21 protein-coding genes are annotated in these 19,802 nt (G+C 71.9%); 6 read left to right on the top strand and 15 right to left on the bottom strand.

The features are described from left to right. Positions 1-77 precede the first annotated feature (77 nt). Together M6I34_RS05120 and M6I34_RS05115 are read left to right on the top strand one after the other, a co-directional pair. Positions 78-1,280 carry an NAD(P)/FAD-dependent oxidoreductase gene (locus tag M6I34_RS05120; RefSeq protein ID WP_272484624.1) on the top strand — a complete coding sequence of 401 codons (1,203 nt, stop codon included), beginning with the start codon at positions 78-80 and terminating at the stop codon, positions 1,278-1,280. A gap of 8 nt (positions 1,281-1,288) precedes the next feature. Further along, positions 1,289-2,368, top strand: coding sequence for an MBL fold metallo-hydrolase (locus M6I34_RS05115; protein ID WP_272484623.1), 1,080 nt, complete (start codon positions 1,289-1,291; stop codon positions 2,366-2,368). A gap of 88 nt (positions 2,369-2,456) precedes the next feature. On the opposite strand, the gene M6I34_RS05110 is transcribed toward M6I34_RS05115, so the two are convergent. Together M6I34_RS05110 and panC are read right to left on the bottom strand one after the other, a co-directional pair. After that, entirely contained in the window at positions 2,457-3,491 is a 1,035-nt protein-coding gene (locus M6I34_RS05110; RefSeq protein ID WP_272484622.1) for a hypothetical protein, read from the bottom strand. Positions 3,492-3,560: 69 nt separating this feature from the next. Continuing rightward, positions 3,561-4,451 carry a pantoate--beta-alanine ligase gene (gene panC / locus M6I34_RS05105; protein ID WP_272484621.1) on the bottom strand — a complete coding sequence of 297 codons (891 nt, stop codon included), beginning with the start codon at positions 4,449-4,451 and terminating at the stop codon, positions 3,561-3,563. Positions 4,452-4,558: 107 nt separating this feature from the next. Between panC and M6I34_RS05100 the strand changes: the two genes are divergently transcribed. Beyond that, the gene (locus tag M6I34_RS05100) at positions 4,559-5,317 is read left to right on the top strand and encodes a 2OG-Fe dioxygenase family protein (protein WP_272484620.1); all 759 of its coding nucleotides are present in this window, start codon (positions 4,559-4,561) and stop codon (positions 5,315-5,317) included. A gap of 29 nt (positions 5,318-5,346) precedes the next feature. Here the strand turns inward: M6I34_RS05100 and M6I34_RS05095 are convergent, their stop codons facing one another. Beyond that, positions 5,347-6,735 carry a BaiN/RdsA family NAD(P)/FAD-dependent oxidoreductase gene (locus M6I34_RS05095; protein WP_272484619.1) on the bottom strand — a complete coding sequence of 463 codons (1,389 nt, stop codon included), beginning with the start codon at positions 6,733-6,735 and terminating at the stop codon, positions 5,347-5,349. After that, the gene (locus tag M6I34_RS05090; protein WP_272484618.1) at positions 6,732-7,436 is read right to left on the bottom strand and encodes a ribonuclease activity regulator RraA; all 705 of its coding nucleotides are present in this window, start codon (positions 7,434-7,436) and stop codon (positions 6,732-6,734) included. Before M6I34_RS05090 ends, M6I34_RS05095 begins: the two co-directional genes overlap by 4 nt. A gap of 222 nt (positions 7,437-7,658) precedes the next feature. Between M6I34_RS05090 and M6I34_RS05085 the strand changes: the two genes are divergently transcribed. Then, a complete protein-coding gene (locus M6I34_RS05085) occupies positions 7,659-8,321 on the top strand; it encodes a glutathione S-transferase family protein (RefSeq protein ID WP_272484617.1) in 663 nt (220 codons plus the stop codon). A 37-nt stretch (positions 8,322-8,358) separates the two neighbouring features. Here M6I34_RS05085 and M6I34_RS05080 read toward each other — a convergent pair whose 3' ends face one another. Both M6I34_RS05080 and M6I34_RS05075 read right to left on the bottom strand, forming a co-directional pair. Then, a complete protein-coding gene (locus M6I34_RS05080; protein ID WP_272484616.1) occupies positions 8,359-8,586 on the bottom strand; it encodes a hypothetical protein in 228 nt (75 codons plus the stop codon). 127 nt (positions 8,587-8,713) lie between these two features. Then, the gene (locus M6I34_RS05075) at positions 8,714-9,025 is read right to left on the bottom strand and encodes a cupin domain-containing protein (protein WP_272484615.1); all 312 of its coding nucleotides are present in this window, start codon (positions 9,023-9,025) and stop codon (positions 8,714-8,716) included. Between the two features lie 74 nt (positions 9,026-9,099). Here M6I34_RS05075 and M6I34_RS05070 point away from each other — a divergent pair, with 74 nt between their 5' ends. Further along, positions 9,100-9,444 (top strand): antibiotic biosynthesis monooxygenase family protein, encoded by a 345-nt coding sequence (locus tag M6I34_RS05070; protein ID WP_272484614.1) that lies wholly within the window; start codon positions 9,100-9,102, stop codon positions 9,442-9,444. 1 nt (position 9,445) lies between these two features. On the opposite strand, the gene M6I34_RS05065 is transcribed toward M6I34_RS05070, so the two are convergent. From M6I34_RS05065 to M6I34_RS05030, 8 genes are all read right to left on the bottom strand, one after another. Next, complete coding sequence (locus tag M6I34_RS05065; protein ID WP_272484613.1) at positions 9,446-9,967, bottom strand: TspO/MBR family protein; 522 nt, start codon at positions 9,965-9,967, stop codon at positions 9,446-9,448. Next, entirely contained in the window at positions 9,964-10,590 is a 627-nt protein-coding gene (locus M6I34_RS05060) for a LysE family translocator (RefSeq protein WP_272484612.1), read from the bottom strand. Before M6I34_RS05060 ends, M6I34_RS05065 begins: the two co-directional genes overlap by 4 nt. Before the next feature lie 65 nt (positions 10,591-10,655). Further along, on the bottom strand, positions 10,656-11,282 hold the full coding sequence (locus M6I34_RS05055) for a LysE family translocator (RefSeq protein ID WP_272484611.1): 627 nt from the start codon (positions 11,280-11,282) through the stop codon (positions 10,656-10,658). Between the two features lie 42 nt (positions 11,283-11,324). Beyond that, complete coding sequence (locus M6I34_RS05050) at positions 11,325-11,873, bottom strand: DUF924 family protein (protein ID WP_272484610.1); 549 nt, start codon at positions 11,871-11,873, stop codon at positions 11,325-11,327. 98 nt (positions 11,874-11,971) lie between these two features. Continuing rightward, positions 11,972-13,000 carry an alpha/beta hydrolase gene (locus M6I34_RS05045; RefSeq protein WP_272484609.1) on the bottom strand — a complete coding sequence of 343 codons (1,029 nt, stop codon included), beginning with the start codon at positions 12,998-13,000 and terminating at the stop codon, positions 11,972-11,974. Positions 13,001-13,054: 54 nt separating this feature from the next. Continuing rightward, the gene (locus tag M6I34_RS05040) at positions 13,055-13,822 is read right to left on the bottom strand and encodes a TetR/AcrR family transcriptional regulator (protein ID WP_272484608.1); all 768 of its coding nucleotides are present in this window, start codon (positions 13,820-13,822) and stop codon (positions 13,055-13,057) included. A gap of 135 nt (positions 13,823-13,957) precedes the next feature. Beyond that, positions 13,958-14,977, bottom strand: a complete 1,020-nt coding sequence (locus tag M6I34_RS05035; RefSeq protein WP_272484607.1) for an NADP-dependent oxidoreductase — start codon at positions 14,975-14,977, stop codon at positions 13,958-13,960. A 96-nt stretch (positions 14,978-15,073) separates the two neighbouring features. After that, positions 15,074-17,116, bottom strand: a complete 2,043-nt coding sequence (locus tag M6I34_RS05030) for a transcriptional regulator (RefSeq protein ID WP_272484606.1) — start codon at positions 17,114-17,116, stop codon at positions 15,074-15,076. A 130-nt stretch (positions 17,117-17,246) separates the two neighbouring features. On the opposite strand from M6I34_RS05030, the gene M6I34_RS05025 reads away from it, so the two are divergent. Continuing rightward, the gene (locus tag M6I34_RS05025) at positions 17,247-18,098 is read left to right on the top strand and encodes a class I SAM-dependent methyltransferase (protein WP_272484605.1); all 852 of its coding nucleotides are present in this window, start codon (positions 17,247-17,249) and stop codon (positions 18,096-18,098) included. 21 nt (positions 18,099-18,119) lie between these two features. On the opposite strand, the gene M6I34_RS05020 is transcribed toward M6I34_RS05025, so the two are convergent. Continuing rightward, positions 18,120-19,712: an oleate hydratase gene (locus tag M6I34_RS05020; RefSeq protein ID WP_272484604.1), complete on the bottom strand. Its 1,593-nt coding sequence runs from the start codon at positions 19,710-19,712 to the stop codon at positions 18,120-18,122. Positions 19,713-19,802: the final 90 nt, after the last annotated feature.

Here is a 19,802-nt window from a genome sequence, read left to right as displayed (position 1 = left end):
ACCGAGATTCTGACACCTGTCGCCTCGGAGCGCAGGCTGGCGGTTAAAGTCGGGATTTCGTTTGCGGAGTCCGGCTCATGATCGAAGCTGAGGGCGGCGGCGCGGTCGCGGCGGGAGGCGGTACGGTCGCCTGCGACTGGCTGATCGTCGGCGCCGGCATCGCCGGGGCCTCGCTGGCCTATCGGCTCGCGCCCTTCGGCAGGGTGGTGGTGCTCGAGCGCGAGCCGCGCCCCGGCATGCACAGCACCGGCCGCTCGGCCGCGCTCTACCTGGAGAGCTACGGGCCGCCGCAGGTGCGCGCGCTGACCGTGGCCGGTCGGGACTTCCTGTTCTCGCCGCCGGCGGGATTCACCGAGCACCCGGTGCTCTCGCCGCGCGGCGCGCTGACCGTGGCGATGACCGAGCAGCGCGCGGCGCTTCGGGAGGCCTTCGAGGCGGTGCGCGAGCTGTCGCCGGTCGCCCGTCTCGTGGACGGCGCCGAGGCGCGTTCGCTGGTGCCGGTGCTGCGCGAGAGCGTGACCGGCGGCCTGCTGGAGCCCGACGCGATGGACATCGACGTCGACGCGCTGCTGCAGGGCTACCTGCGCGGCGCGCGCCGGTACGGGGCGGCGATCGAATGCGGGGTGGCGATCGAGTCGATCGGGCGCGCGGCCGGACCGGGCTCGGACTGGCTCGTGTCGAGCGGGTCGCGCAGCTGGCGCGCGCCGGTGCTGGTGAACGCGGCCGGCGCCTGGGCCGACGAGGTCGCGCGCGTGGCGGGCGTCGCGCCGATCGGGCTGCAGCCGAAGCGGCGCACCGCCTTCCTGTTCGCGCCGCCGGCCGGCCTCGACACCCGCGGCTGGCCGGCCTTCATCTCGGCCGACGAGTCCTTCTACGTGAAGCCCGACGCGGGCCAGCTGCTCGGCTCGCCGGCCAACGCCGACCCGGTGCCGCCGCACGACGTGGTGGCCGAGGAGCTCGACGTGGCGATCGGCATCGACCGGATCCAGCAGTGGACGACGCTCGAGATCCGGCGGCCGAGCCACACCTGGGCGGGCCTGCGCTCCTTCGTGTCCGACGGCGGGCTGGTCGGCGGCTTCGACCCGGACGCGCCGGGTTTCTTCTGGCTGGCCGCGCAGGGCGGCTACGGCATCCAGAGCTCGGCGGGCATGAGCGAGGCCTGCGCGGCGCTGGCCCGCGGGCTGGCGCTGCCGGGGCGCTTCGGCGACCTGGGCCTCAGTGAGGCGCTGCTGGGCCCGGCGCGCTTGCGGCGCACTCCACCCACCACTTCTGCGAGTTGACGGCCAAGATGTCCGACGAATCCGCGATCGAATCCTCGAAACTGGCCAGGCCCGCGCTCGACTATCCGTGCGGCGCGCCGCCAGAGCCGGGCACGGCGCGCGAAGTCGCGCCGGGCGTGATGTGGCTGCGCATGCCGCTGCCGTTCAGCCTGAACCACATCAACCTGTGGGCGGTTCGCGACGGCGATCGCTGGGCGATCGTCGACACCGGCGTGCAGAGCCCCGAGATCGCCGCGGCCTGGCGCGCGCTGCTGGGCGCGGGCGGGGCGCTGGCCGACGGCGTGTCGCGGGTCTTCGTCACGCACATGCACCCGGACCACGTCGGCATGGCCGGCTGGCTCACCCGCAAGTTCGACTGCCGCCTGTGGATGACTCGGCTCGAGTACCTGAACTGCCGGGTGCTGGTCGCCGACACCGGCCGCGAGGCGCCCGACGACGGCATCCGCTTCTACCGCCAGGCCGGCTGGGGCGACGACGCGATCGAGCACTACCGGACCCGCTTCGGCCAGTTCGGCAAGATGGTCTACGCGCTGCCCGAGAGCTTCCGCAGGCTGCGCGACGGCGAGACCGTGCGCATCGGCGGTCACGACTGGCGGATCGTGGTCGGCACCGGGCATTCGCCCGAGCACGCCTGCCTGTGGTGCCCGGACCAGAAACTGCTGGTCTCGGGCGACCAGGTGCTGCCCAAGATCTCGTCGAACGTGTCGGTCTTCCCGACCGAGCCCGACGCCGACCCGCTGCACGGCTGGATGCGCTCGATCGAGCGCATCCGCGCCACCGTGCCCGACGACGTGCTGGTGCTGCCGGCGCACAACGAGCCCTTCCGGGGCCTGCACGCCCGGCTCGACTACCTGGAGCAGGGGCACCGGGTGTCGCTCGACCGGCTGCGGCGCAGGCTCGAGCAGCCGCGCCGCGTTGTCGACGTGTTCGGCACGCTGTTCGGCCGGCCGATCGACGATCCGCGCCTGCTCAGCCTGGCCACCGGCGAGAGCCTGGCGCACCTGAACTACCTGGTGCAGCGCGGCGAGGTGCTGACCGAGGCGGACGGCGACGGCGTTGTCTGGTATCGGCGCGGCGCGAGCGGGTAGCCGCTCCCGCGATCCGTTCCGCCGCTTCCTCGACCCGGGCGCTCGCTCCCTAGACCCGGGCGGTCGCTCTCTCGACCCGGGCCGGCTCTCACTCGGCCGGGGCCGCCTTTTTCAGCGCCAGGACCCCGGCCAGCCGGATCTTCTGCGGCGCGTCCGGCAGGTACACGGCGATCCGCGCGACGAACTCGTTCCCGTCGGGGCCGGAGAACCTTCCCTCGAAGCGGCCCTGCGCGACGGGCAGCGAGCCCGGCAGGCTGGCGACGCTTCCGCTCACGGTACCGTCCGCGTTCACCACTGCGCTCGCGAAGACGAGCGGTGGCAGCGGCACCGGCACCGGTCCGCCGTAGGCGAGCCCGTCGATCGAACCCGACAGCGTGCCGCCCCCGAAGCCGACGCCGGCGAGCAACTGGTTCGCCCAGGTGCCGGTGTCGGCGGACGAGTAGGTCATGTACACGAGGCCGGCGTAGCTCGCGTCGCCGGCCGGCGCGGGCTTCGGGTCCAGCGCCCGGTACCAGCCTCCGCCGTACAGGCCGATCACCTCGGGCGTCGCGAACAGCGCGGTGCCGGTCTCCCACATCCCGTAGTCGACGTGCTCGACCGGCAGCGCGGCCGCCGCGGGATTCGGCGTGGACGGATCCTGCGGCGCTCGGGCGAACGAGTAGACGAAGTACTCGTGCACCGCGTCGGCGGTCACGATCTCGGTGTCGAGCACGTACACGCCCCAGGGGCCGAGGGTATCGACCCGGCCCGGCACGAGGCCGCTCAGGCTCACCGGCGAGGGCATCGCGAAGCCCGGCGTGGCCAGGTCCAGCGTGTAGCCGTCGTCCGGCCCGGGCGACACCGAGGCCGGATAGTCGAGGATGTCGAAGGCGACGGCGACCCCGGGGTCGAGCAGGCAGATCGCCAGGTTGTAGCCGGCGGTCGGCAGGCCGGCGGCGGTGAAGCCGGGCGGGCACCGAGCAGCGGGCTCATCGTCGCCGCCGCCGCAGGCGGCGATCGCGAGGACCGCGGCGGACGTGGCCAGCGCGCTTGCGGCACGCTGCATCAGGTCACGAAGCGAGCGGCGCACCGGCGCCTGCCGCGGCGGGCCAGATTGCAGGACGGTGCCGGAGCTTTCGTTCATCCGGGAGACTCTGCGCGCGCGACGGCCTCGGGTGCTTGACGGGCGTCAAGCACTGCCCGGGGCGCCCGCTCAGACCTCGATGTTGTCGAGCAGGCGCGGCGCGCCGAGCCGGGCCGCGCCGAGCGCCACCAGCGGCTCGGCGCCGGCAAGCTCCGCGGGCGAGGGCGCCAGCAGGTCGCGCCGCCGGCGCACGGTCAGGTAGTCGGGCTGCCAGCCGCGCGCGCGCAGTCCGGCCAGCGCGGCGTCTTCCAGCGCGGCGAGCGCTTCGAGGCCGAAGGGCGGATTCTTCGCATCCGCACGGGCCGCGCGGACCGCCTCGACCAGCGCGGCCAGCGCCCGGTTCAGCGCCGGCGCCTCGGCCCGCTCGGCCGGCGTCAGGTAGCCGTTGCGAGAGCTCATCGCGAGCCCGTCCGCGTCGCGCACCGTGTCGTGCGCGACGATCTCGATCGGCAGCGCGAACTGCGCGACCATGCGACGGATCAGCATCAGCTGCTGGTAGTCCTTCTTGCCGAAGACCGCGAGCGTCGGCGAACAGATCGCGAACAGCTTCATCACCACGGTGCACACGCCGTCGAAGTGGCCGGTGCGGGCGCCGCCTTCCAGGATGCCCGACAGCGCAGGGTCGGGCACCACCTGGAAGGTCTGCGGCTCCGGGTACATCGCGCGCTCGTCGGGCGCAAACAGCAGGTCGCAGCCGGCCTCGCGCAGCAGCGCGCAGTCGCGCTCGAAGGTGCGCGGGTACTTGTCGAAGTCCTCGCCGGCGCCGAACTGCAGGCGGTTCACGAAGATGCTGGCCGCGACAAGGCCCTGGTCGCCGACGCGGCGCCGCGCCTCGCGCACCAGTGCCAGGTGGCCGTCGTGCAGGTTGCCCATCGTCGGGACCAGCCCGACCGCGGCGCCGGCCCGAACCGGCGCGACCAGCGCGTCGCGCATCGCGGCAATCGTTTCGGCAATCTGCATCGCTCGCTCCGTTCGGGTCGGGCCGCTTGCGCCGCGGCAGGCGGGGCCGGCGCGACGTAAGGCGGTGGGGGCACGAGTCTACAATCCTCCGCATCGACGAGGGCGAGATGACGGATTCGGGCGACTGGACGCTCGCTGGCGAGAGGCCGGCAGAAACGATCGCGAGGCAGGGTTTCGCGCGCCTGGCGCCGGCGCAGCTGATGGGGCTGGCCGCTCTCGGCGGCGCCGACGCCGCCAGGCTGGCGCCGACCTGGAACCGGTTGCCACCGGACGGGTGGCTGCGCGACGGTGGCCGCTATCGCCGCCGGCGGCACAGCTGTTTCGTGCACGACACGGCTTCCGGCGGCCTGGAGCAGGTGCCGCATCGCGCGCACTGGCAGCCGGTCGACTACAACGCGCTGCACGGCGGCATCGAGCGGATGTTCGACCCTGTCGAGGCGAAGGTCTGCCAGGACCCGGCGTGGCGGCGCCTGCTCGTCGCGCTGGGCGGGCTGTTCGCGCGGGCCGAGCTCGATGCCGGCCGCGAGCCGCCCGATCGATGGTTCATCGAGGCCCACCAGTTCCGGATCGACACGTCCGACGGCGTCGGAAGGCCCACGCCCGAAGGCGCGCACCGCGACGGCGTCGACTACGTGGCGGTGATCCTGGTCGAGCGCAGCGACGTGCGCGGCGGCGAGACGCGCGTGTTCGAGGCCGACGGCCCGCGCGGCATCCGCTTCGTGATGAGCGAGCCGTGGAGCGCGGTGCTGCTCGACGACGCGCGGATGATCCACGAGAGCACGCCGATCCAGCCCGACGGCCCCGAGCCGCACCGCGACACGCTGGTGCTGACCTACCGGCGGGGCGGCTTCCAGTCGCCGGGCTGACGCGCGGAGGCGCCTGCCTGCGCAGGTCCTCAGCCGGCCGCCGGCGCGGGCGAGGGCCCGCCCGCCCGCGGCTGGAGAAAACGGGCAGCGCCGAGTCCCGCCACGCGGCCGCTCGCGAAGCAGGCGGTCAGCAGGTAGCCGCCGGTCGGCGCCTCCCAGTCGAGCATCTCGCCGGCGCAGAACACGCCGGGCGCGTCGCGAAGCATCAGCGCGTCGTCGAGCGCCTCGAAGCGCACGCCACCCGCGGTGCTGATCGCCTCGTCGATCGGCCGCGGCGACGCGAGCGGCAGCGGCAGGGCCTTGATCGCGTCGGCCAGTCGCGCCGGCTCGGCGACGAGCGCCGCCAGCCGCTCGGGGCCGAGGACTTCGCGCAGCAGCGCGGCCTTCGTGCCGTCGAGTCCGGCGCGGGCGCGCAGGTGATTGGCGAGCGACTTGCCGCCGCGCGGCCTGCCCAGGTCCGCGGCGAGCCGCTCGCGACTGCGGCCGGGGGCCAGGTCCACGAGCAGGGTCGTGCTCCCCTTCGCGTCGATCGCGTTGCGCAGCGCCGCGGACAGCGCGTAGACCAGCGTGCCCTCGACGCCGGTGTCGGTGATCACGAAGTCGCCGGTGCGCCAGCCGGCCTCGCGCGCGGGCAGGGCGGCGGGCGCGTCGACACTGCCATGCCTCACCTCCAAGTCGGCTTGCGTCGCGTCCGCGATCCTGGCCGCGACCGTCTTCAGCGGCTGCCCGGCGAAGCGCTCGACGAAGTGCGGCGACCAGCCCGGCGCGTCGCGCCAGGCCAGCCTGCCGAGGTCGAAGCCGCAGTTGGCCGGTCGCAGCGCCGCGACCGGCACGCCGAGCTCGCGAAGCGGCGCGACCCAGGCGCCGTCCGAGCCGAGACGCGCCCAACTCGCGCCGCCGAGCGCGAGCACCACGGCGCGGGCGCGGACCGCGAGCGGGCCCTGAGGCGTGTCGAAGCGCAGGGCGGGTGCGGCTTCGGCCTCGGATGTCCGGCCCGCCCAGCCGGTCCACCGGTGCCGCATCCGGAAGCGCACGCCCGAGGCGCGCAGGCGATGCAGCCACGCGCGCAGCAGCGGCGCAGCCTTCATCTCCTTCGGGAACACGCGGCCCGAGCTGCCCACGAAGGTGGCGATGCCGAGCGCGTGCACCCAGTCGCGCAGCGCATCGGGCCCGAAGGCCTCGATCATCGGCGCGATCCAGGGCGCGCGCTCGCCGTAGCGCGACAGGAAGGGGCCGATCGGCTCGGAGTGCGTGATGTTCAGGCCGCCGCGGCCGGCCAGCAGGAACTTGCGGCCGGCCGAGGGCATCGCGTCGAACACCTCGACCGGCAGCCCGGCCGCCGCGACGGTCTCGGCCGCCATCAGGCCGGCGGGGCCGGCGCCGACGACGACGACGCCGTCGAAGCGTTCCTGGGTCACCCGGCCTTCTTCGACGCCTCGTAGCGCGCCTTGTTCTCGGCGTTCGGCGGGTACAGGCCGGGCAGCGCCGCGCCGTTCTCGACCTCGCGCATGATCCAGGCCTCGAGACGCTCCTGCTCGACCGCGACCTTCACGACCTCGTCGACCAGCGCGGCCGGGATCAGCACCGCGCCGTCGTCGTCGACCACGATCACGTCGTCGGGGAACACCGCCACGCCGCCGCAGGCGATCGGCTGCTGCCAGGCCACGAAGGTGAGCCCCGCCACCGACGGCGGCGCCGCGGCGCCCTGGCACCACACCGGCAGGCCGGTGCCCAGCACGCCGGCCACGTCGCGCACGACGCCGTCGGTCACCAGGCCGGCGACGCCGCGTTTGGCCATGCGGGCGCACAGGATGTCGCCGAAGATGCCGGCGTCGGTCACGCCCATCGCGTCGACCACCGCGATGCAGCCCTCGGGCATCGCCTCGATCGCGGCGCGGGTCGAGATCGGCGACGACCAGGACTCGGGCGTGGCCAGGTCCTCGCGCGCCGGCACGAAGCGCAGCGTGAAGGCGCGGCCGACCAGCCGCGGCTGGCCGGGCTTCAGCGGCCGGGTGCCGCGCAGCCAGACGTTGCGCAGGCCCTTCTTGAGCAGCACGGTGGTCAGCGTGGCGGTGGTGATCTTGGCGAGCGTGTCGCGCAGGTCGGCGGGCAGGGTCATCTCTCGTCTCGGATGCGGGTTGTCGTGGCCGCGCGCGTCGCGCAGCGCCCAGGTGCGCGATCGTACCGCGGAAGGCGCGGGGCTGCGGCAGGCGGAAAGGGAGCGCGGTCGGGAGGGGCGGGCCGGGCGTAGCGTCCGCTAGCCGTGAGGGATCCGGCGATCTGCGAGAATTCCGCCGAACGAGCCATCCACGCGACGAACCGCTTCTTCGAGGAGAACCCGATGCAGATCGAGCTTTACTTCGCGCCCGGCGCCTGCTCCTTCGTGCCGCACGCCGGCCTGGAGCTGGTCAAGGCGGCCTGCGGCCAGGACTTCACGCCGCACCTGATCAAGCTGCACAAGGGCGAGCACAAGACGCCCGAGTACCTGGCGATGAACCCCGAGGGACTGGTGCCGGTGCTGAAGGTCGACGGCCACCCGCTGTCGCAGATCGTGGCGATCTGCGACTGGATCGACCGCAGTTTCCCGCAGGCCGGCCTGCTGCCGGCCGACCCGTGGGCGCGAGCGCAGGCGATGTCGCGGCTGTGCTGGATGAACAACACGGTGCACCCGACCTTCACCCACGTGTTCATGCCGAACAAGTTCACCGGCGACGAGGCGGCGCAGGCCTCGGTGAAGGCGCACGCGATCGAGCAGTACCGCCGCCACCTCGGCCGGATCGAGCACATGGTCGAGCAGGCCGGCACGCCCTTCCTGCTCGGCGACCGGGTGTCCTTCCTGGACGCCTACGCGCTGACGTTGCTTCGCTGGGGCGGCTACGCCGGCATCGATCCCGAGTCGCTGCCGAAGCTGTGGTCGCACGTGCAGCGGGTGGCCGAGGCGGCGCCGATCGCTGCCGCGATCGAGCGCGAGCGGCTGCAGCTGAACGTGTACAAGAAGGCCTGACGCAGGCCTCGAGGCCGGCGTCGTCGGGACGCCCGCATCACCTCGCGCTGCCGGGCCGCGCGGCGCGGGCCCGCCCGGCCTTCGTCCGGGCCGCGGCCCTGCCGCGCCGGTGCACCCATCGCAGCCGCAGGATCGTGCCGGACGCGACCAGCAGCAGCAGGGCGCTCGCGATCGCGAGGCCGCTCTCGGCCGAGGCCAGCACCAGGATGCCGGCGATCAGGTAGACGTAGGGCGAGGACTCGTACCAGATGTCTTCCAGAGACATGACGGCACCTCCGCTTCTTCTTGCGACGGGATGCGCCGATGCTCGCACGAGGAGATGCCGGCTGGCGCGCCGGCCGTCGGGCCCGAGCGGCCTGCCGGCGGCGGCGACGGCGGCTCGCCGGAAGCGCTCAGACGCTCCCTGCCTGCTCCACCACCAGGATCCGCGCCACGCCGATCGGATGCGCGACGTGCTCGGTGCCCACCGTGGCGTGGAAGACGTCGCCGGTTTCCAGCACGGTCGAGCGCTCCTCGCCGTTCTCCCGGTAGCGCATCTCGACCCTGCCATCGAGTACCGCGAACACCTCCTCGCCGTCGTTGACGTGCCAGCGGTAGGGCTGGTCGGTCCAGTGCAGGCGCGTGGTGATGCCGTTCATGCAGGCGATGTCCAGCGCGCCCCAGGGGCGGTCGGCGGTGAAGGTCCTGCTGCGGATGATTTTCATGGCCGCTCGTATCGCGCTAGGCTGACGGCGCGATGGTACCTGCCGCGGGCAGGCGAACACGGAGGACAGCCGCCATGATCGCAGTGATCTTCGAAGTCGTCCCCGCCGAAGGGCAGAAGGACGCCTATCTCGCGATGGCCGCTTCCTTGCGAAGCCGCCTGGAGCAGACGGACGGCTTCGTGTCGATCGAGCGTTTCCAGAGCCTGACCGACCCGGGCAAGCTGCTGTCGCTCTCGTTCTGGCGCGACGAGGAGGCGGTGCGCCGCTGGCGCATGCTGGAGGAGCACCGGCAGGCCCAGCACGCAGGCCGCGAGCGGATGTTCGCGGACTACCGGCTGCGGGTGGCGGCGGTGCTGAGGGACTACGGCAAGAGCGAGCGGGAAGAGGCGCCGGAGGATTCTCGGGCGGTGCACGGCTGACTCAGCCGCGCAGCCCGGGATTGAGCCGCCAGGTCGCCCAGGTCAGCGCGCACGCGAAGCTCACCCAGCCGAGGTAGGGCAGCAGCAGCGCCCCGGCGAGCGGCCGCACGCGCCAGAACGCGACTGCGGTGGCCAGGATCAGCGCCCAGAGCAGCAGCACCTCCGCGAAGGCCGCTCCGCCCAGCCGCCAGGCGAAGAACAGCCAGGTCCACAGCGCGTTGGCCGCCAGCTGGATCATGTAGAGCGCAAGCGCGGCGGGCGCGCCGCGAAAGCCGCGCTCGCGCCAGACCAGCCAGGCGGCGATGCCCATCGTCAGGTACAGAGCGGTCCAGACCGGCCCGAAGAGCCAGCCGGGTGGCGCCCAGTCCGGCCGGACCAGCCGCGCGTAGAAATCGCCGGCGCTCGCCGATGCGATGCCGCCGATCGCGGCGGCGGCGAAGGTGACCAGAAGCCAGCCGACGAGGCCCGCGATTCGGCGTCGCCCCGAAGGCGTGCGTTCGGCTCGCAGGTTCGCGCCGCTCACGGTCGCGGCTCCAGCGCCAGCCTGAGCCCCAGCGCCACCAGCACGGCGCCGCTCGCGCGGTGCAGCCAGACCAGCGTCCGCGGCCGCGCGCGCAGCCAGCCCGACAGCAGTCCCGCGAACAGACCGACCTGCCCCTTCACCAGGAAGGTGAGGCCGGCGAAGACGAGTCCCAGCGCGAGCATCGACAGCGTGGGGTGCGCGGCGCCAGGCGGCACGAACTGCGGCAGGAAGGCGAAGTAGAAGACCGCGATCTTCGGGTTCGAGAGGTTCGACAGCGCGCCGTCGGCGAACAGCCTGCCGGGCGGACGCGCTGCGGATCCGCGCAGCGCGAGCTCGGCACCCCGGGTGCGCAGCAGGCCGATGCCCAGCCAGACCAGGTAGGCGGCGCCGGCCAGCTTCAGCGCGACGAAGAGCAGCTCGGAGGCGCGCAGGATCGCGCCCAGGCCCAGCGCGGCCAGGATCGTGTGGCCGACCAGCCCGGTGCTGACGCCGGCCGCGGTGAGCACGCCGGCCGCCGGCCCGAGCGCCACCGAACGCGACATCACCAGGATCATGTCCTGCCCCGGCGTGGCGATCACCAGCAGCGAGGTGGCGACGAACAGCAGCCACGCGGCTTCGATCATGTTGCGACTCCGCTTGCGATCATGCGGGACCTCTCGTTGCGCTCACTCGGGACCTCGCCTTGCGATCAGGCCGCGCGCCGGGCCAGCAGCGCCCACACGCCCGCCACCGACAGCAGCGAGCCGCCCGCCAGGTTGAAGCCGCGCTGCGCGCGCCGGGAGCTCAGCAGCCCCGCCGCCGTTCCGGCGAACGCCGCGTACAGCGTGGCGTTCAGCGTGGCCAGCACCACGAACGTGGCGGCGAGGATCCACAGCTGCCGCGCCAGGTCGCCGGCGGGGTCGATGAACTGCGGAAGGAAGGCGACGAAGAACACGATGCCCTTCGGGTTCAGCGCGGTGACCAGCCAGGTGTTGCCGAACAGGCGCCAGCGCGAGCCGAGCGCGGCGGGCCTGTCCAGTTCGGCGCCGCTCGCGCCGGTGCGCAGCAGCCTGATCCCCAGCCAGAGCAGGTACAGGCCGCCCACCCACTTGACCACGGTGAACCAGAACGCCGATGCGGCCAGCAAGGCGCCCAGCCCCAGCAGCGACAGCGCCAGCGCGGTGGAGTCGCCGAGCGCCACGGCGGCCACCAGCGGCCACCGCGCGCGGCGGCCGTGCGCGATCGAATAGCTGATCACGGTGAGGATCGTCGGGCCAGGGATGACCAGCATCACCGCCGATGCGGCGACGAAGGCGAGCCAGGGTTCGATCGGCATGGGTCGGGGCGGGTGGGCGGCTAGGCGAGCGGCGCGGCCGCGCTAGAAGCGCGAGCCGGGCTCCTTCAGGAAAGCGATCTCCTCGAGCGTGGACTCGCGCCCGAGGATCTCGTTGCGGTGCGGATAGCGGCCGAAGCGATCGACGATCGCCTGGTGGCGCAGCGCGAAGTCGAGGTTGTCGGCGAGCCCGTTGTTGCGGTAGAGCTCGACCGACACTTTCTGGATCGCGGCTGACTCGCTGTGCATGTAGGGCAGGTACAGGAAGACCCGCTCGACCGGCGTGAGCGCGCCGTCGTCGCCGCGAGCGACCGCCTCCTGCGCGAGCGCCAGCGCCAGCGGGTCGCAGGCGAAGGCGAGCGGCGTGTCGCGATGGATCTGCCGCGGGAACTGGTCGAGCACGATCACTTCCGCGAGCCGGCCTCGCGGCGTTGCCCGCCATTCGTACAGCTCGCAGCGCGAGGCGCTGGCCAGCAGGCCCGAGTAGCGCGCGGCGATCAGCGCGTCGAGCGCTTCGTCCTTGCTCCACCACTGCTTCGGGGTGAGTTCCTCGAACCAGAAGCGCAGGACGTCTTCGCTGCGGATGTGGGGCATGGATCCTGGCGCAAGGCACCTGGAGGTTGCGTCCCGCGCAGTCTATCTCGTGTCCCGGTCGATCGGGGGCGTCTCCGCGAGCAGGCCCAGTCCTCGATTCAGCCGTCGCTCGGCGCGAGGGCCGCCTGCGGCCTGGCCATCGCAGGCTCGCTCGGGCCGGGGACCGTGGCGCGAACGCGGAGCCCGGCGATTTCCCGGCCCACACGCTGCGCATGAGATCGATTCATCAGCAGGCTGAAATGGTCCGCCCCGTCGATGACGACATGCCGCCCGGCACCGTGCGTCGCCGTCAGCTCCCGATGCAGCGCGTGCACGACCGGAAGGAAGCCGTCGGGCATTCCGGCCATCGCACGGCCGGCGCTGATCACGAGCAGCGGCTTTGCATCGCCATCCGCAGCGCGCTGCGCAGCCTCCATCGTGACGTGCCAGGCCAGCATCTCCTTCCGGGAAGTCGCCAGATGCGTCGCGGAGGACGCGAACATCCTGGCCGCTCGGTAGTCGGCTTCGGGAAGACCGAGTGCGTTCCGTCCGAGAGCGTTGGTCGCACGCGTCAGTCCGACATGCGACGCCAGCGCCGCGGCCCCCAACAGGTCCGCGAACCGCTCTTGCTGACGGCGAGCGTCCGGCGGGAATCGATCGAGCTGGTCGGGATGCGACGGATCGACGAGGGCGATCGCTGCGACATCCTCCGGGTATCGGGAAGCGAAGATCTGCACCAGAGGGCCGCCGAGCGAATGCCCGGCCATCACGAAGGGTCCGCGTTCTCCCGCCCGGGCCAGCAAGGTCCTCAGGTTCAGTGCCGCCGTCACGCCGTCGTGGTCCGTGCCCAGGTCGTCACTCCAGCCGAGACCCGACCGGTCGTAAGCGCACACCCGGCCGTGAGCGGCCAGCTCGCGCTGGACCCAGGCCCATGTCTGCGCGAAGCCCGTGGCGCCTGCCTCGAGGACCACCGTCGGCGCGCCGTGTCCTTCGCAGAGCAGGTGCATGCGACCGTCGCCGACGGCGACGAGCCGCCCCGGCGGTGGCGCGGCAGCGCGGTCGGCGGCCTGCCCGAGGTGCTGATACGCGGCGCCGGCCCCGAGTGCGATGACGAATGCCGCGAGGGCGAACTTGATTGTCTGCATCATTAGGAGAAAAAATCCTTATAAGTATGTTTAGTGCAAAAAAATCGAATGACGGGATCACCCGTCGATCAATGCGGCCAAGTCCTCGACGAGCTCCCCGAATCGCGTCCCGGACGGTTCCTGGACAAGGCTTCCAATCACGAGTCCATCGAAGAACGCGGCCAGCAGGACGGCCACACGGTCCGGATCCCGGTCCGAAGCGACCGACCCGGCAGCCTGCAACCGTCGAACGATGTCGGCGATCGCGCGGAGACCCTCGACCCGGTAGCGATTCAGCCGCTGAAGGACCTGCGGATCGCGGGTCTGCGCCAGGAACTCCAGATACAGCCGCGGCCAGTCGCGTTCGGAAAGGACCCGCTGCAGCACGAGCGCCAGCAGCCTGCGCAACGCGGCCGCCGGATCGTCCTCCCGGACGCTCTTTTCGACCAACGCGCGGATGACGGTCCAGTCGGCGCCGGCCCGCTGATCGACCAGATCCAGGAACAGTTCCGCCTTGCTGGAGTACGACCAGTAGATCGCGCCCTTGGTCAGTCCCGCTGCGGCTGCGATGTCGTCAAGGGTCGCGCCGGCGTAGCCTCTCTCGGCCATCACTGCTGCTGCGGCCGCCAACAGGCGCGAGCGGGTGTCCAGGGGCATGGCCGCCGCCTGACCCGCGAGTTCGGCCATGTGCGCCTTGGACTTCAGGTGCCGCATCGCGGTCTGCGGGCTGACGCCCGCTTCGCGCGCCACCTCCGAGAACGTGAGGCTTGCCACCGCGCGTGTGCCGGCAAGACGGCGCAAGGCTTGAACGAGCCGTGTCTGGCTTTCTGACGATTGTCTTGGCATACCTAATGGTATGTGAATTCCAAAAAGGCTGTCAAGTCGGGCGACGGGAAGGGTGCGTTGCGCGGTCGAACGCCGGGATCCGGCATCTGCCCGCGAGCCACGCGGGCGGCAGAGCGTGAAGTGAAGAGGTGGCTCTCAGCGCGGCGCTTCGCCGATCCGGATCAGCCGCTTGCCGAGGTTCTCGCCCCGATACAGCCCCGCGATCGCCCCGGGCGCGTGCTCGATGCCGTCGAGGACGTCCTCGCGGTAGCGGAGCTTCCCGGATCGCACCCAGTCGGCCAGCACCGGCAGCGCCTCGTCGTAGTGCTTCGCGTAGTCGAAGATCACGAAGCCCTGCATCCGCGCGCGCTTGACCAGCAGGTGGCGCTCGACCCGCGGACCCTTGGGGAGCGGGTCCCAGCTGGCCACCGACGCGGTGCCGCAGATCACCACCCGCGCGCCCACGTTCAGCCGCTTCATCACCGCGTCGCTGATCTCGCCCGAGGTGTTGTCGAAGTAGACGTCGACGCCGTTCGGGCAGGTGCGGTCCAGTGCCGAGTCGAGGTCGCCGGCCTTGTAGTCGAAGGCCGCATCGAAGCCGAAGTCCTCGAGGCACATCGCGACCTTGGCCGCGCCGCCGGCGATGCCGACCGCGCGGCAGCCGTGGATCCTCGCGATCTGTCCGACCGCGGAGCCGACCGAGCCGGCTGCGGTGGACACGACGACCGTCTCGCCGGCCTTCGGCTGGCCCACGTCGAGCAGGCCGAAGTAGGCGGTCAGGCCATTGAGGCCCAGCACGCCGAGCGCGGTCGACAGCGGCAGGTCGCGTTCGTCGACGCGTCGCTGGATCGCGTCCGGATCCACCACCGCGTAGTCCTGCCAGCCGAACATGCCGACGACGAGATCGCCCTCGTGGAAGCCGGGCGCCTTCGACGCGACGACCCGACCCGCGGCGAAGCTTCGCATCACCTCGCCGATGCCGACCGGTTGCGAATAGTTGGCGACCGCGCTGACCCAGCCGCGCATCGCCGGCTCTACCGACAGGTACAGGTTTCGCACCAGCACCTGGCCGTCGGCAGGCTGCGGCACCGGCGCCTCGACGATCTCGAAGTCCTCGGCCTGAGGGATGCCTGAGGGCCTCGACTTGAGAAGCACCTGGCGGTTGATCGACTGCATCCTGTGTCTCCCTGGTTCGATCCTGCGAAGCCTAACCCAGCGAGGCTTCTCCGGGCGGTGGCGACCCTGCAGGCGGAGGTCGCCGTTCCCGACGGTTCATTCCATGCCGAGCAGCCGCGCGCCGGTCCGGAACAGCTCCACGCCTTCCGGATCGAACTGGAAGGCGGCCAGGAAGTCGGCCGATCCGTAGGCCGGCGCCGCCTTGCTGATCGCGGTTGCGTAGGCTCTCGCCTCGTCGAGCGATCCGGCCAACGCGAGCGTGAAGGCGGCGATCGCGAGGATGTGCCGATGCGCGTTGGGCTGTCCTGCCGCCTTGACCGCCCAGACCGCCGCTTCCTCGAAGCGACCGAGGCGGACCAGCGCCATCGCGCGCGCCCCGAGCATCCCGAACATCAGCGGGTCGAAGGGGCTCAGCTTGCGGGAGTGGTCGGCCGATGCGATCGCCGCCTGCGGGTCGCCGTCCTGCGAGTGGACGAAGGCGAGCGTGTAGTGGGCCTGGGCGAAGTTGGGGCTGAGCTCGACCGCTCGCCCCAGTTCGGCCACCCCCTCGTCGTGCCTGCCGCGCAGCCACAGCGCGCGCCCCATCGCCCAGTGCGCCGCAGGGTCCCGGTCGTCGACCATCAGTGCCTGTCCGGCGGTCTCGAAGGCATGGTCCGCCTCCGGCAAGCGGCTGGCCCACCCCTGGAACGCGTCCTGGAAGTGGGTGAACGACAGCCCCGCCCAGGCCCTCGAGAAGGTCGGGTCCATTCGCACCGCGCGCTCGAAGAAGCCGCGCGCGCTGGCGTTGTCGGCCTGGTTGAAGCGGTACATGTGCCACAGGCCGCGATGGTGGGCCTCCCAGGCATCGAGCGAGTCGGGCGGCTTCAGGATGGCCCGGTTGCGTTCCATCGACTCGATCTCGCCGGCCACCGAGGCGACGATCCGGTCGCCGATCTCCTCCAGCACGAGCAGGGAGTCGTCGAGGCGGCGGTCGAAGATCTCGGCCCACGCGATCCGGGCGCTGCGCGCCTCGGCGAGCTCCACGCTCACCGACAGGCGCTCGCCGCGACGGCGCACCGAGCCGGCGACGACGTAGTCGACGCCCAGCATCCGTCCCGCATCGTCCGGGCCGACCATCCTGTCGCGCAGCGAGAACACGGTGCCCTGCGCGATCACGAACAGGCTGCGCAGCTTGGCGAGCCGGGTGATGACGTCGTGGGCCAGCGCGTCGGCAACGGTGGCGCCGCGCCCGCCGCGCGTGCCGGACTCGTCGGCGAAGGGCATCACCGCGATCGACGCGCGGCGCGCTTCGATCGGGCCGCGGGCATCGCCGTCGATGCCCGGGACGCCCCGAGGCGCGCTCGTCGCCGCGACGGTCGCCGAGGATCCGGCGCCCGCGCGCGCCGCTCGCCATGCGTCGCGAAGCGGCGCGGGGTCCAGTCCTTCGGCTTCGAACAGTCGGGCCGCGGCCGCCAAGTGCTCTTCGGCCTCGCGGATCCGGCCCTCGCGGGCGAGTTCGGCGAGCAGCAAGGCATGGGCCTGGCGATCGAAGGGTGCGAGCGCCAGCCACTGCTCGACCCATTCGAAGACCTGGTCGCCCGAAGCGCTGGCCGCGAGACGCTCGAGCAGGGCGGTCCGGCAGGATGCGAAGCGCCGGCGCTGGGCGGTCAGCCAGCTCGCGAAAAGCGGGCTGCCGTCGAGCTCGAGGCCTTCGAGGAAGTCGCCCTCGAGGCGGGTCGCAAGCGCCTGCAGCTCGCCGCGCGGGATCGTCTCGAGGCCGCCCTCGACCGCGCGCGAGACCGCGAGCGCGTCGACCGAGCAAGCGGCCAGGTCGAGCCGGATCGTGTCGTCGCGCGCGATCACGCGCCGGCGCGGCCGGTCGACCAGGCCGCGGATCTTGCTCAGGCTCCAGCGCAACTCGCCGCGCGGGTCGCTCGGCGTTTCCCACAACAGCTCGCACAAGCGGCTTCGGGAGAGAGGAAACTGCGCGAGGGCCAGGTAGGCGAACAGCGCGCGCGCCTTGCGCGATGCCGGCAACGCCTGCTCCACGCCGTCTCGCCAGACCGCCATCGGCCCCAGCAGGCGCACACGGATCGCGCCGCCGTCGCGATCGGCGTCGCCGGGATGCGCGCCATCGGGCATTTCCACGCCGGCTACCACGTTCGCCTCCACGCCAGGGGCTTACGGTCGAAACCGACGGTCACGGCGCGCAGCGAGCGCCGGACCTGAAGGCGGCCTCCGCAAGCGCGGACCGCCGGTCTCCGAAACGAACGGACAGGAGAGCGATCACATGGACACGACCGCTGCAAGCATAGAGCAGAACCCCCGGCCCGCCGCGCAGGCCGATCTCGGCGCGCTCAAGGCCCGCCAGAAGGCCGCCTGGTCTTCCGGCGATTATGCGCTGATCGGCACGACCCTGCAGATCGTCGGCGAGCAGCTGTGCGAGGCGCTCGACCTGCGTTCGGGGCAGAAGGTGCTCGACGTCGCTGCCGGCAACGGCAACGTGTCGCTGGCCGCCGCCCGCCGATGGTGCGACGTGGTCGCCACCGACTACGTGCCCGCGCTGCTCGATCGCGCGCGCGAGCGGGCGCAGGCCGACCGGCTGGAAATCGCCTTCCAGGAGGCCGATGCCGAGGCGCTGCCGTTTCCCGACGCCAGCTTCGACGCGGTGGTCTCGACCTTCGGCGTGATGTTCACGCCGGACCAGGACCGGGCCGCGGCCGAGATGGCGCGCGTCTGCAGGCCGGGCGGAAAGATCGGCCTTGCCAACTGGACGCCGGACGGCTTCATCGGCCAGTTGTTCAAGACGATCGGCAAGCACGTGCCGCCGCCGGCGGGCGCGAAGTCGCCGGCACTCTGGGGCACTCGCGAGCGGCTGGTCGAGATGTTCGAGCCGCAGGCGAGCACCGTTGCCGCGTCGCAGCGGGACTACGTCTTCAGGTACCGCTCGCCCGACCACTGGGTGCAGGTCTTCCGGACCTGGTACGGCCCGGTGCTGAAGGCCTTCGCCGCGCTGGATCCGGCCGGGCAGGCGGCGCTGGAGGCGGACCTGCGCGCGCTGATCGAGCGCTTCAACCGCTCCGGGGACGGCACCATGGTGGTGCCGGGGGCTTATCTCGAGGTCGTCGTCACCCGGAAGTGACGGGAGTCCGGATGCCCGGGGCTATCGGTTCATCGCCAGGATCGCGTTCGCCAGCGACCGCAGCTTTCGCCCGCCCACGTAGACCGGCAGGGGCCGCTTGCCGGTGTCGAACAGGGTGCAGACCGCGGTCTGCGCGGTCCGCACCGAGTATTCGACGGTGAACACGCAGTCGTCCGGCACCTCGACGAACTGCCCGAGGAAGGCGAAGTTGGCCGCGCCCGCCGGCACGACGGCGGGCCGGTCGCCGGGCGACCTCGGCATGAACGCGCTGTCGATGAAGGGCATCACGGTCGGCCGGCAGGCGATGCTGCCGGCTTCGATCGCCGGCCGCATCGCGTCGCTCAGCTTCAGGTGCGCGAAGAGTTCGGCGAGGATCTCCTCGCCGCTGCAGTCCTGCATCCGCTTCTTCACGAAGTCGCCCGGCCGGTCCTGGTACAGGCCGTAGCCCCAGAACACGTCGACGCCGGCCGGCTGGTTCGAGAAATGCGGCTGGGCCGCCACCACGATCGACAGCAGCCAGCTGGAGTCGACGATCGTCATCAGGCCGCTCGCGCCGGGCACGTAGCCGTAGGCGGCGGACAGGTGCCGCAGGAAGCCCGGGGCGCGCATCGTGACCGTGAACGAGACCCACTTCTGCAGGTCGATCCGGTCGGAAAACACGCCCGGCTTGCCGAAGGCGGGGTCCTTCGCCGCGATCCGCTCCCACAGCATCCACGCGCCCGAGCTCTCCTTCGGCTTCTCGACCGCGGGCCTGGTCATCGAGCCGGTGTCGGTGCTCTCGACCAGCGAGCCGAGCGTCACGAACACGTAGTCGCGGTCGGCCAGCTCGAGGGTCTCGCGCTTTCCCCCGGCCTCGACGTGGATCGCGGACGCCGCCTTGCCCGGGCCCCGCGGGGCGAAGTCGATGTCGACGACGCGGGTCCCGAAGCGGAACCGCACCCCGCGCTGCGCCAGCCAGTTCCGCAGCGGCACCACGACCGAGTCGTACTGGTTGTAGCAGGTCCGCATGATGCCGCCCAGCTCGTGAAGGCCGGGGAACAGGTGCATGAAGCGCAGGAAGTAGCGCCGCATCTCGGCCACGCTGCTCCACTTCTGGAAGGCGAACATCGACGCCCAGATCTGCCAGAAGCGGGTGTCGAAGAACTCGCCGCCGAACCAGTCCTCGATGCGGCGGCTGCCCAGTCGCGACTCGGGAGTCAGCGTGAGCCGGACGATGTCCAGCTTGTCCCTCAGGCGCAGGCCGTAGGAGGAAACGTCGACCACCCGGGCGTCGCGCACCAGGCGCGAGCGCGAGCGCGACGGGAGCCGCTCCGCGAAGGCGAAGCTCTCCTCGGTGACGCTCTTTCCCGGATCGGTCGCCGACGGAATTCCGGAGAGCAGGTCCCAGTAGCAGGCGAAGTGGCGCTCGTGCATGCGGCCGCCGCGGATCACGAAGCCGTCTTCCGGGTTGCCGCGCCCGTCGAGCGCGCCCCCAGCCACGTCGTCCTGCTCGAGGACCTCGATCCGCTCGCCGGGGACGCCGGCATCGCGGATCAGGTAGACGGCGCTGGCGAGCGACGCGATGCCGCTGCCGACGAGGTAGATGCGGCCGGCGGCGCTTCCAGGGCGTTTCATGTGGGCGGTTCCGCAGCAGGCCGAATCCGGACCGCTTCGGCCGGCCACTGGAGTTCATGGACGATGAAATCAAATACCATGGAAGCCATT

This window comes from Zeimonas sediminis, from assembly GCF_023721795.1.
GTDB classification, from domain to species: Bacteria; Pseudomonadota; Gammaproteobacteria; order Burkholderiales; family Burkholderiaceae_E; genus Zeimonas; species Zeimonas sediminis.
Note: the sequence above shows the minus strand (reverse complement) of the source record. Positions and strands in the feature narration are given on the sequence as shown.

What these genes read in the sequence shown, in the direction of transcription:
- M6I34_RS05120 (WP_272484624.1), top strand. Translation starts at nt 78, where the DNA reads ATGATCGAAGCTGAGGGCGGCGGCGCGGTCGCGGCGGGAGGCGGTACG.
- M6I34_RS05115 (WP_272484623.1), top strand. Translation starts at nt 1,289, where the DNA reads ATGTCCGACGAATCCGCGATCGAATCCTCGAAACTGGCCAGGCCCGCG.
- M6I34_RS05110 (WP_272484622.1), bottom strand. Translation starts at nt 3,491, where the DNA reads ATGAACGAAAGCTCCGGCACCGTCCTGCAATCTGGCCCGCCGCGGCAG.
- panC (WP_272484621.1), bottom strand. Translation starts at nt 4,451, where the DNA reads ATGCAGATTGCCGAAACGATTGCCGCGATGCGCGACGCGCTGGTCGCG.
- M6I34_RS05100 (WP_272484620.1), top strand. Translation starts at nt 4,559, where the DNA reads ATGACGGATTCGGGCGACTGGACGCTCGCTGGCGAGAGGCCGGCAGAA.
- M6I34_RS05090 (WP_272484618.1), bottom strand. Translation starts at nt 7,436, where the DNA reads ATGACCCTGCCCGCCGACCTGCGCGACACGCTCGCCAAGATCACCACC.
- M6I34_RS05085 (WP_272484617.1), top strand. Translation starts at nt 7,659, where the DNA reads ATGCAGATCGAGCTTTACTTCGCGCCCGGCGCCTGCTCCTTCGTGCCG.
- M6I34_RS05080 (WP_272484616.1), bottom strand. Translation starts at nt 8,586, where the DNA reads ATGTCTCTGGAAGACATCTGGTACGAGTCCTCGCCCTACGTCTACCTG.
- M6I34_RS05075 (WP_272484615.1), bottom strand. Translation starts at nt 9,025, where the DNA reads ATGAAAATCATCCGCAGCAGGACCTTCACCGCCGACCGCCCCTGGGGC.
- M6I34_RS05070 (WP_272484614.1), top strand. Translation starts at nt 9,100, where the DNA reads ATGATCGCAGTGATCTTCGAAGTCGTCCCCGCCGAAGGGCAGAAGGAC.
- M6I34_RS05060 (WP_272484612.1), bottom strand. Translation starts at nt 10,590, where the DNA reads ATGATCGAAGCCGCGTGGCTGCTGTTCGTCGCCACCTCGCTGCTGGTG.
- M6I34_RS05055 (WP_272484611.1), bottom strand. Translation starts at nt 11,282, where the DNA reads ATGCCGATCGAACCCTGGCTCGCCTTCGTCGCCGCATCGGCGGTGATG.
- M6I34_RS05050 (WP_272484610.1), bottom strand. Translation starts at nt 11,873, where the DNA reads ATGCCCCACATCCGCAGCGAAGACGTCCTGCGCTTCTGGTTCGAGGAA.
- M6I34_RS05045 (WP_272484609.1), bottom strand. Translation starts at nt 13,000, where the DNA reads ATGATGCAGACAATCAAGTTCGCCCTCGCGGCATTCGTCATCGCACTC.
- M6I34_RS05040 (WP_272484608.1), bottom strand. Translation starts at nt 13,822, where the DNA reads ATGCCAAGACAATCGTCAGAAAGCCAGACACGGCTCGTTCAAGCCTTG.
- M6I34_RS05035 (WP_272484607.1), bottom strand. Translation starts at nt 14,977, where the DNA reads ATGCAGTCGATCAACCGCCAGGTGCTTCTCAAGTCGAGGCCCTCAGGC.
- M6I34_RS05025 (WP_272484605.1), top strand. Translation starts at nt 17,247, where the DNA reads ATGGACACGACCGCTGCAAGCATAGAGCAGAACCCCCGGCCCGCCGCG.
- M6I34_RS05020 (WP_272484604.1), bottom strand. Translation starts at nt 19,712, where the DNA reads ATGAAACGCCCTGGAAGCGCCGCCGGCCGCATCTACCTCGTCGGCAGC.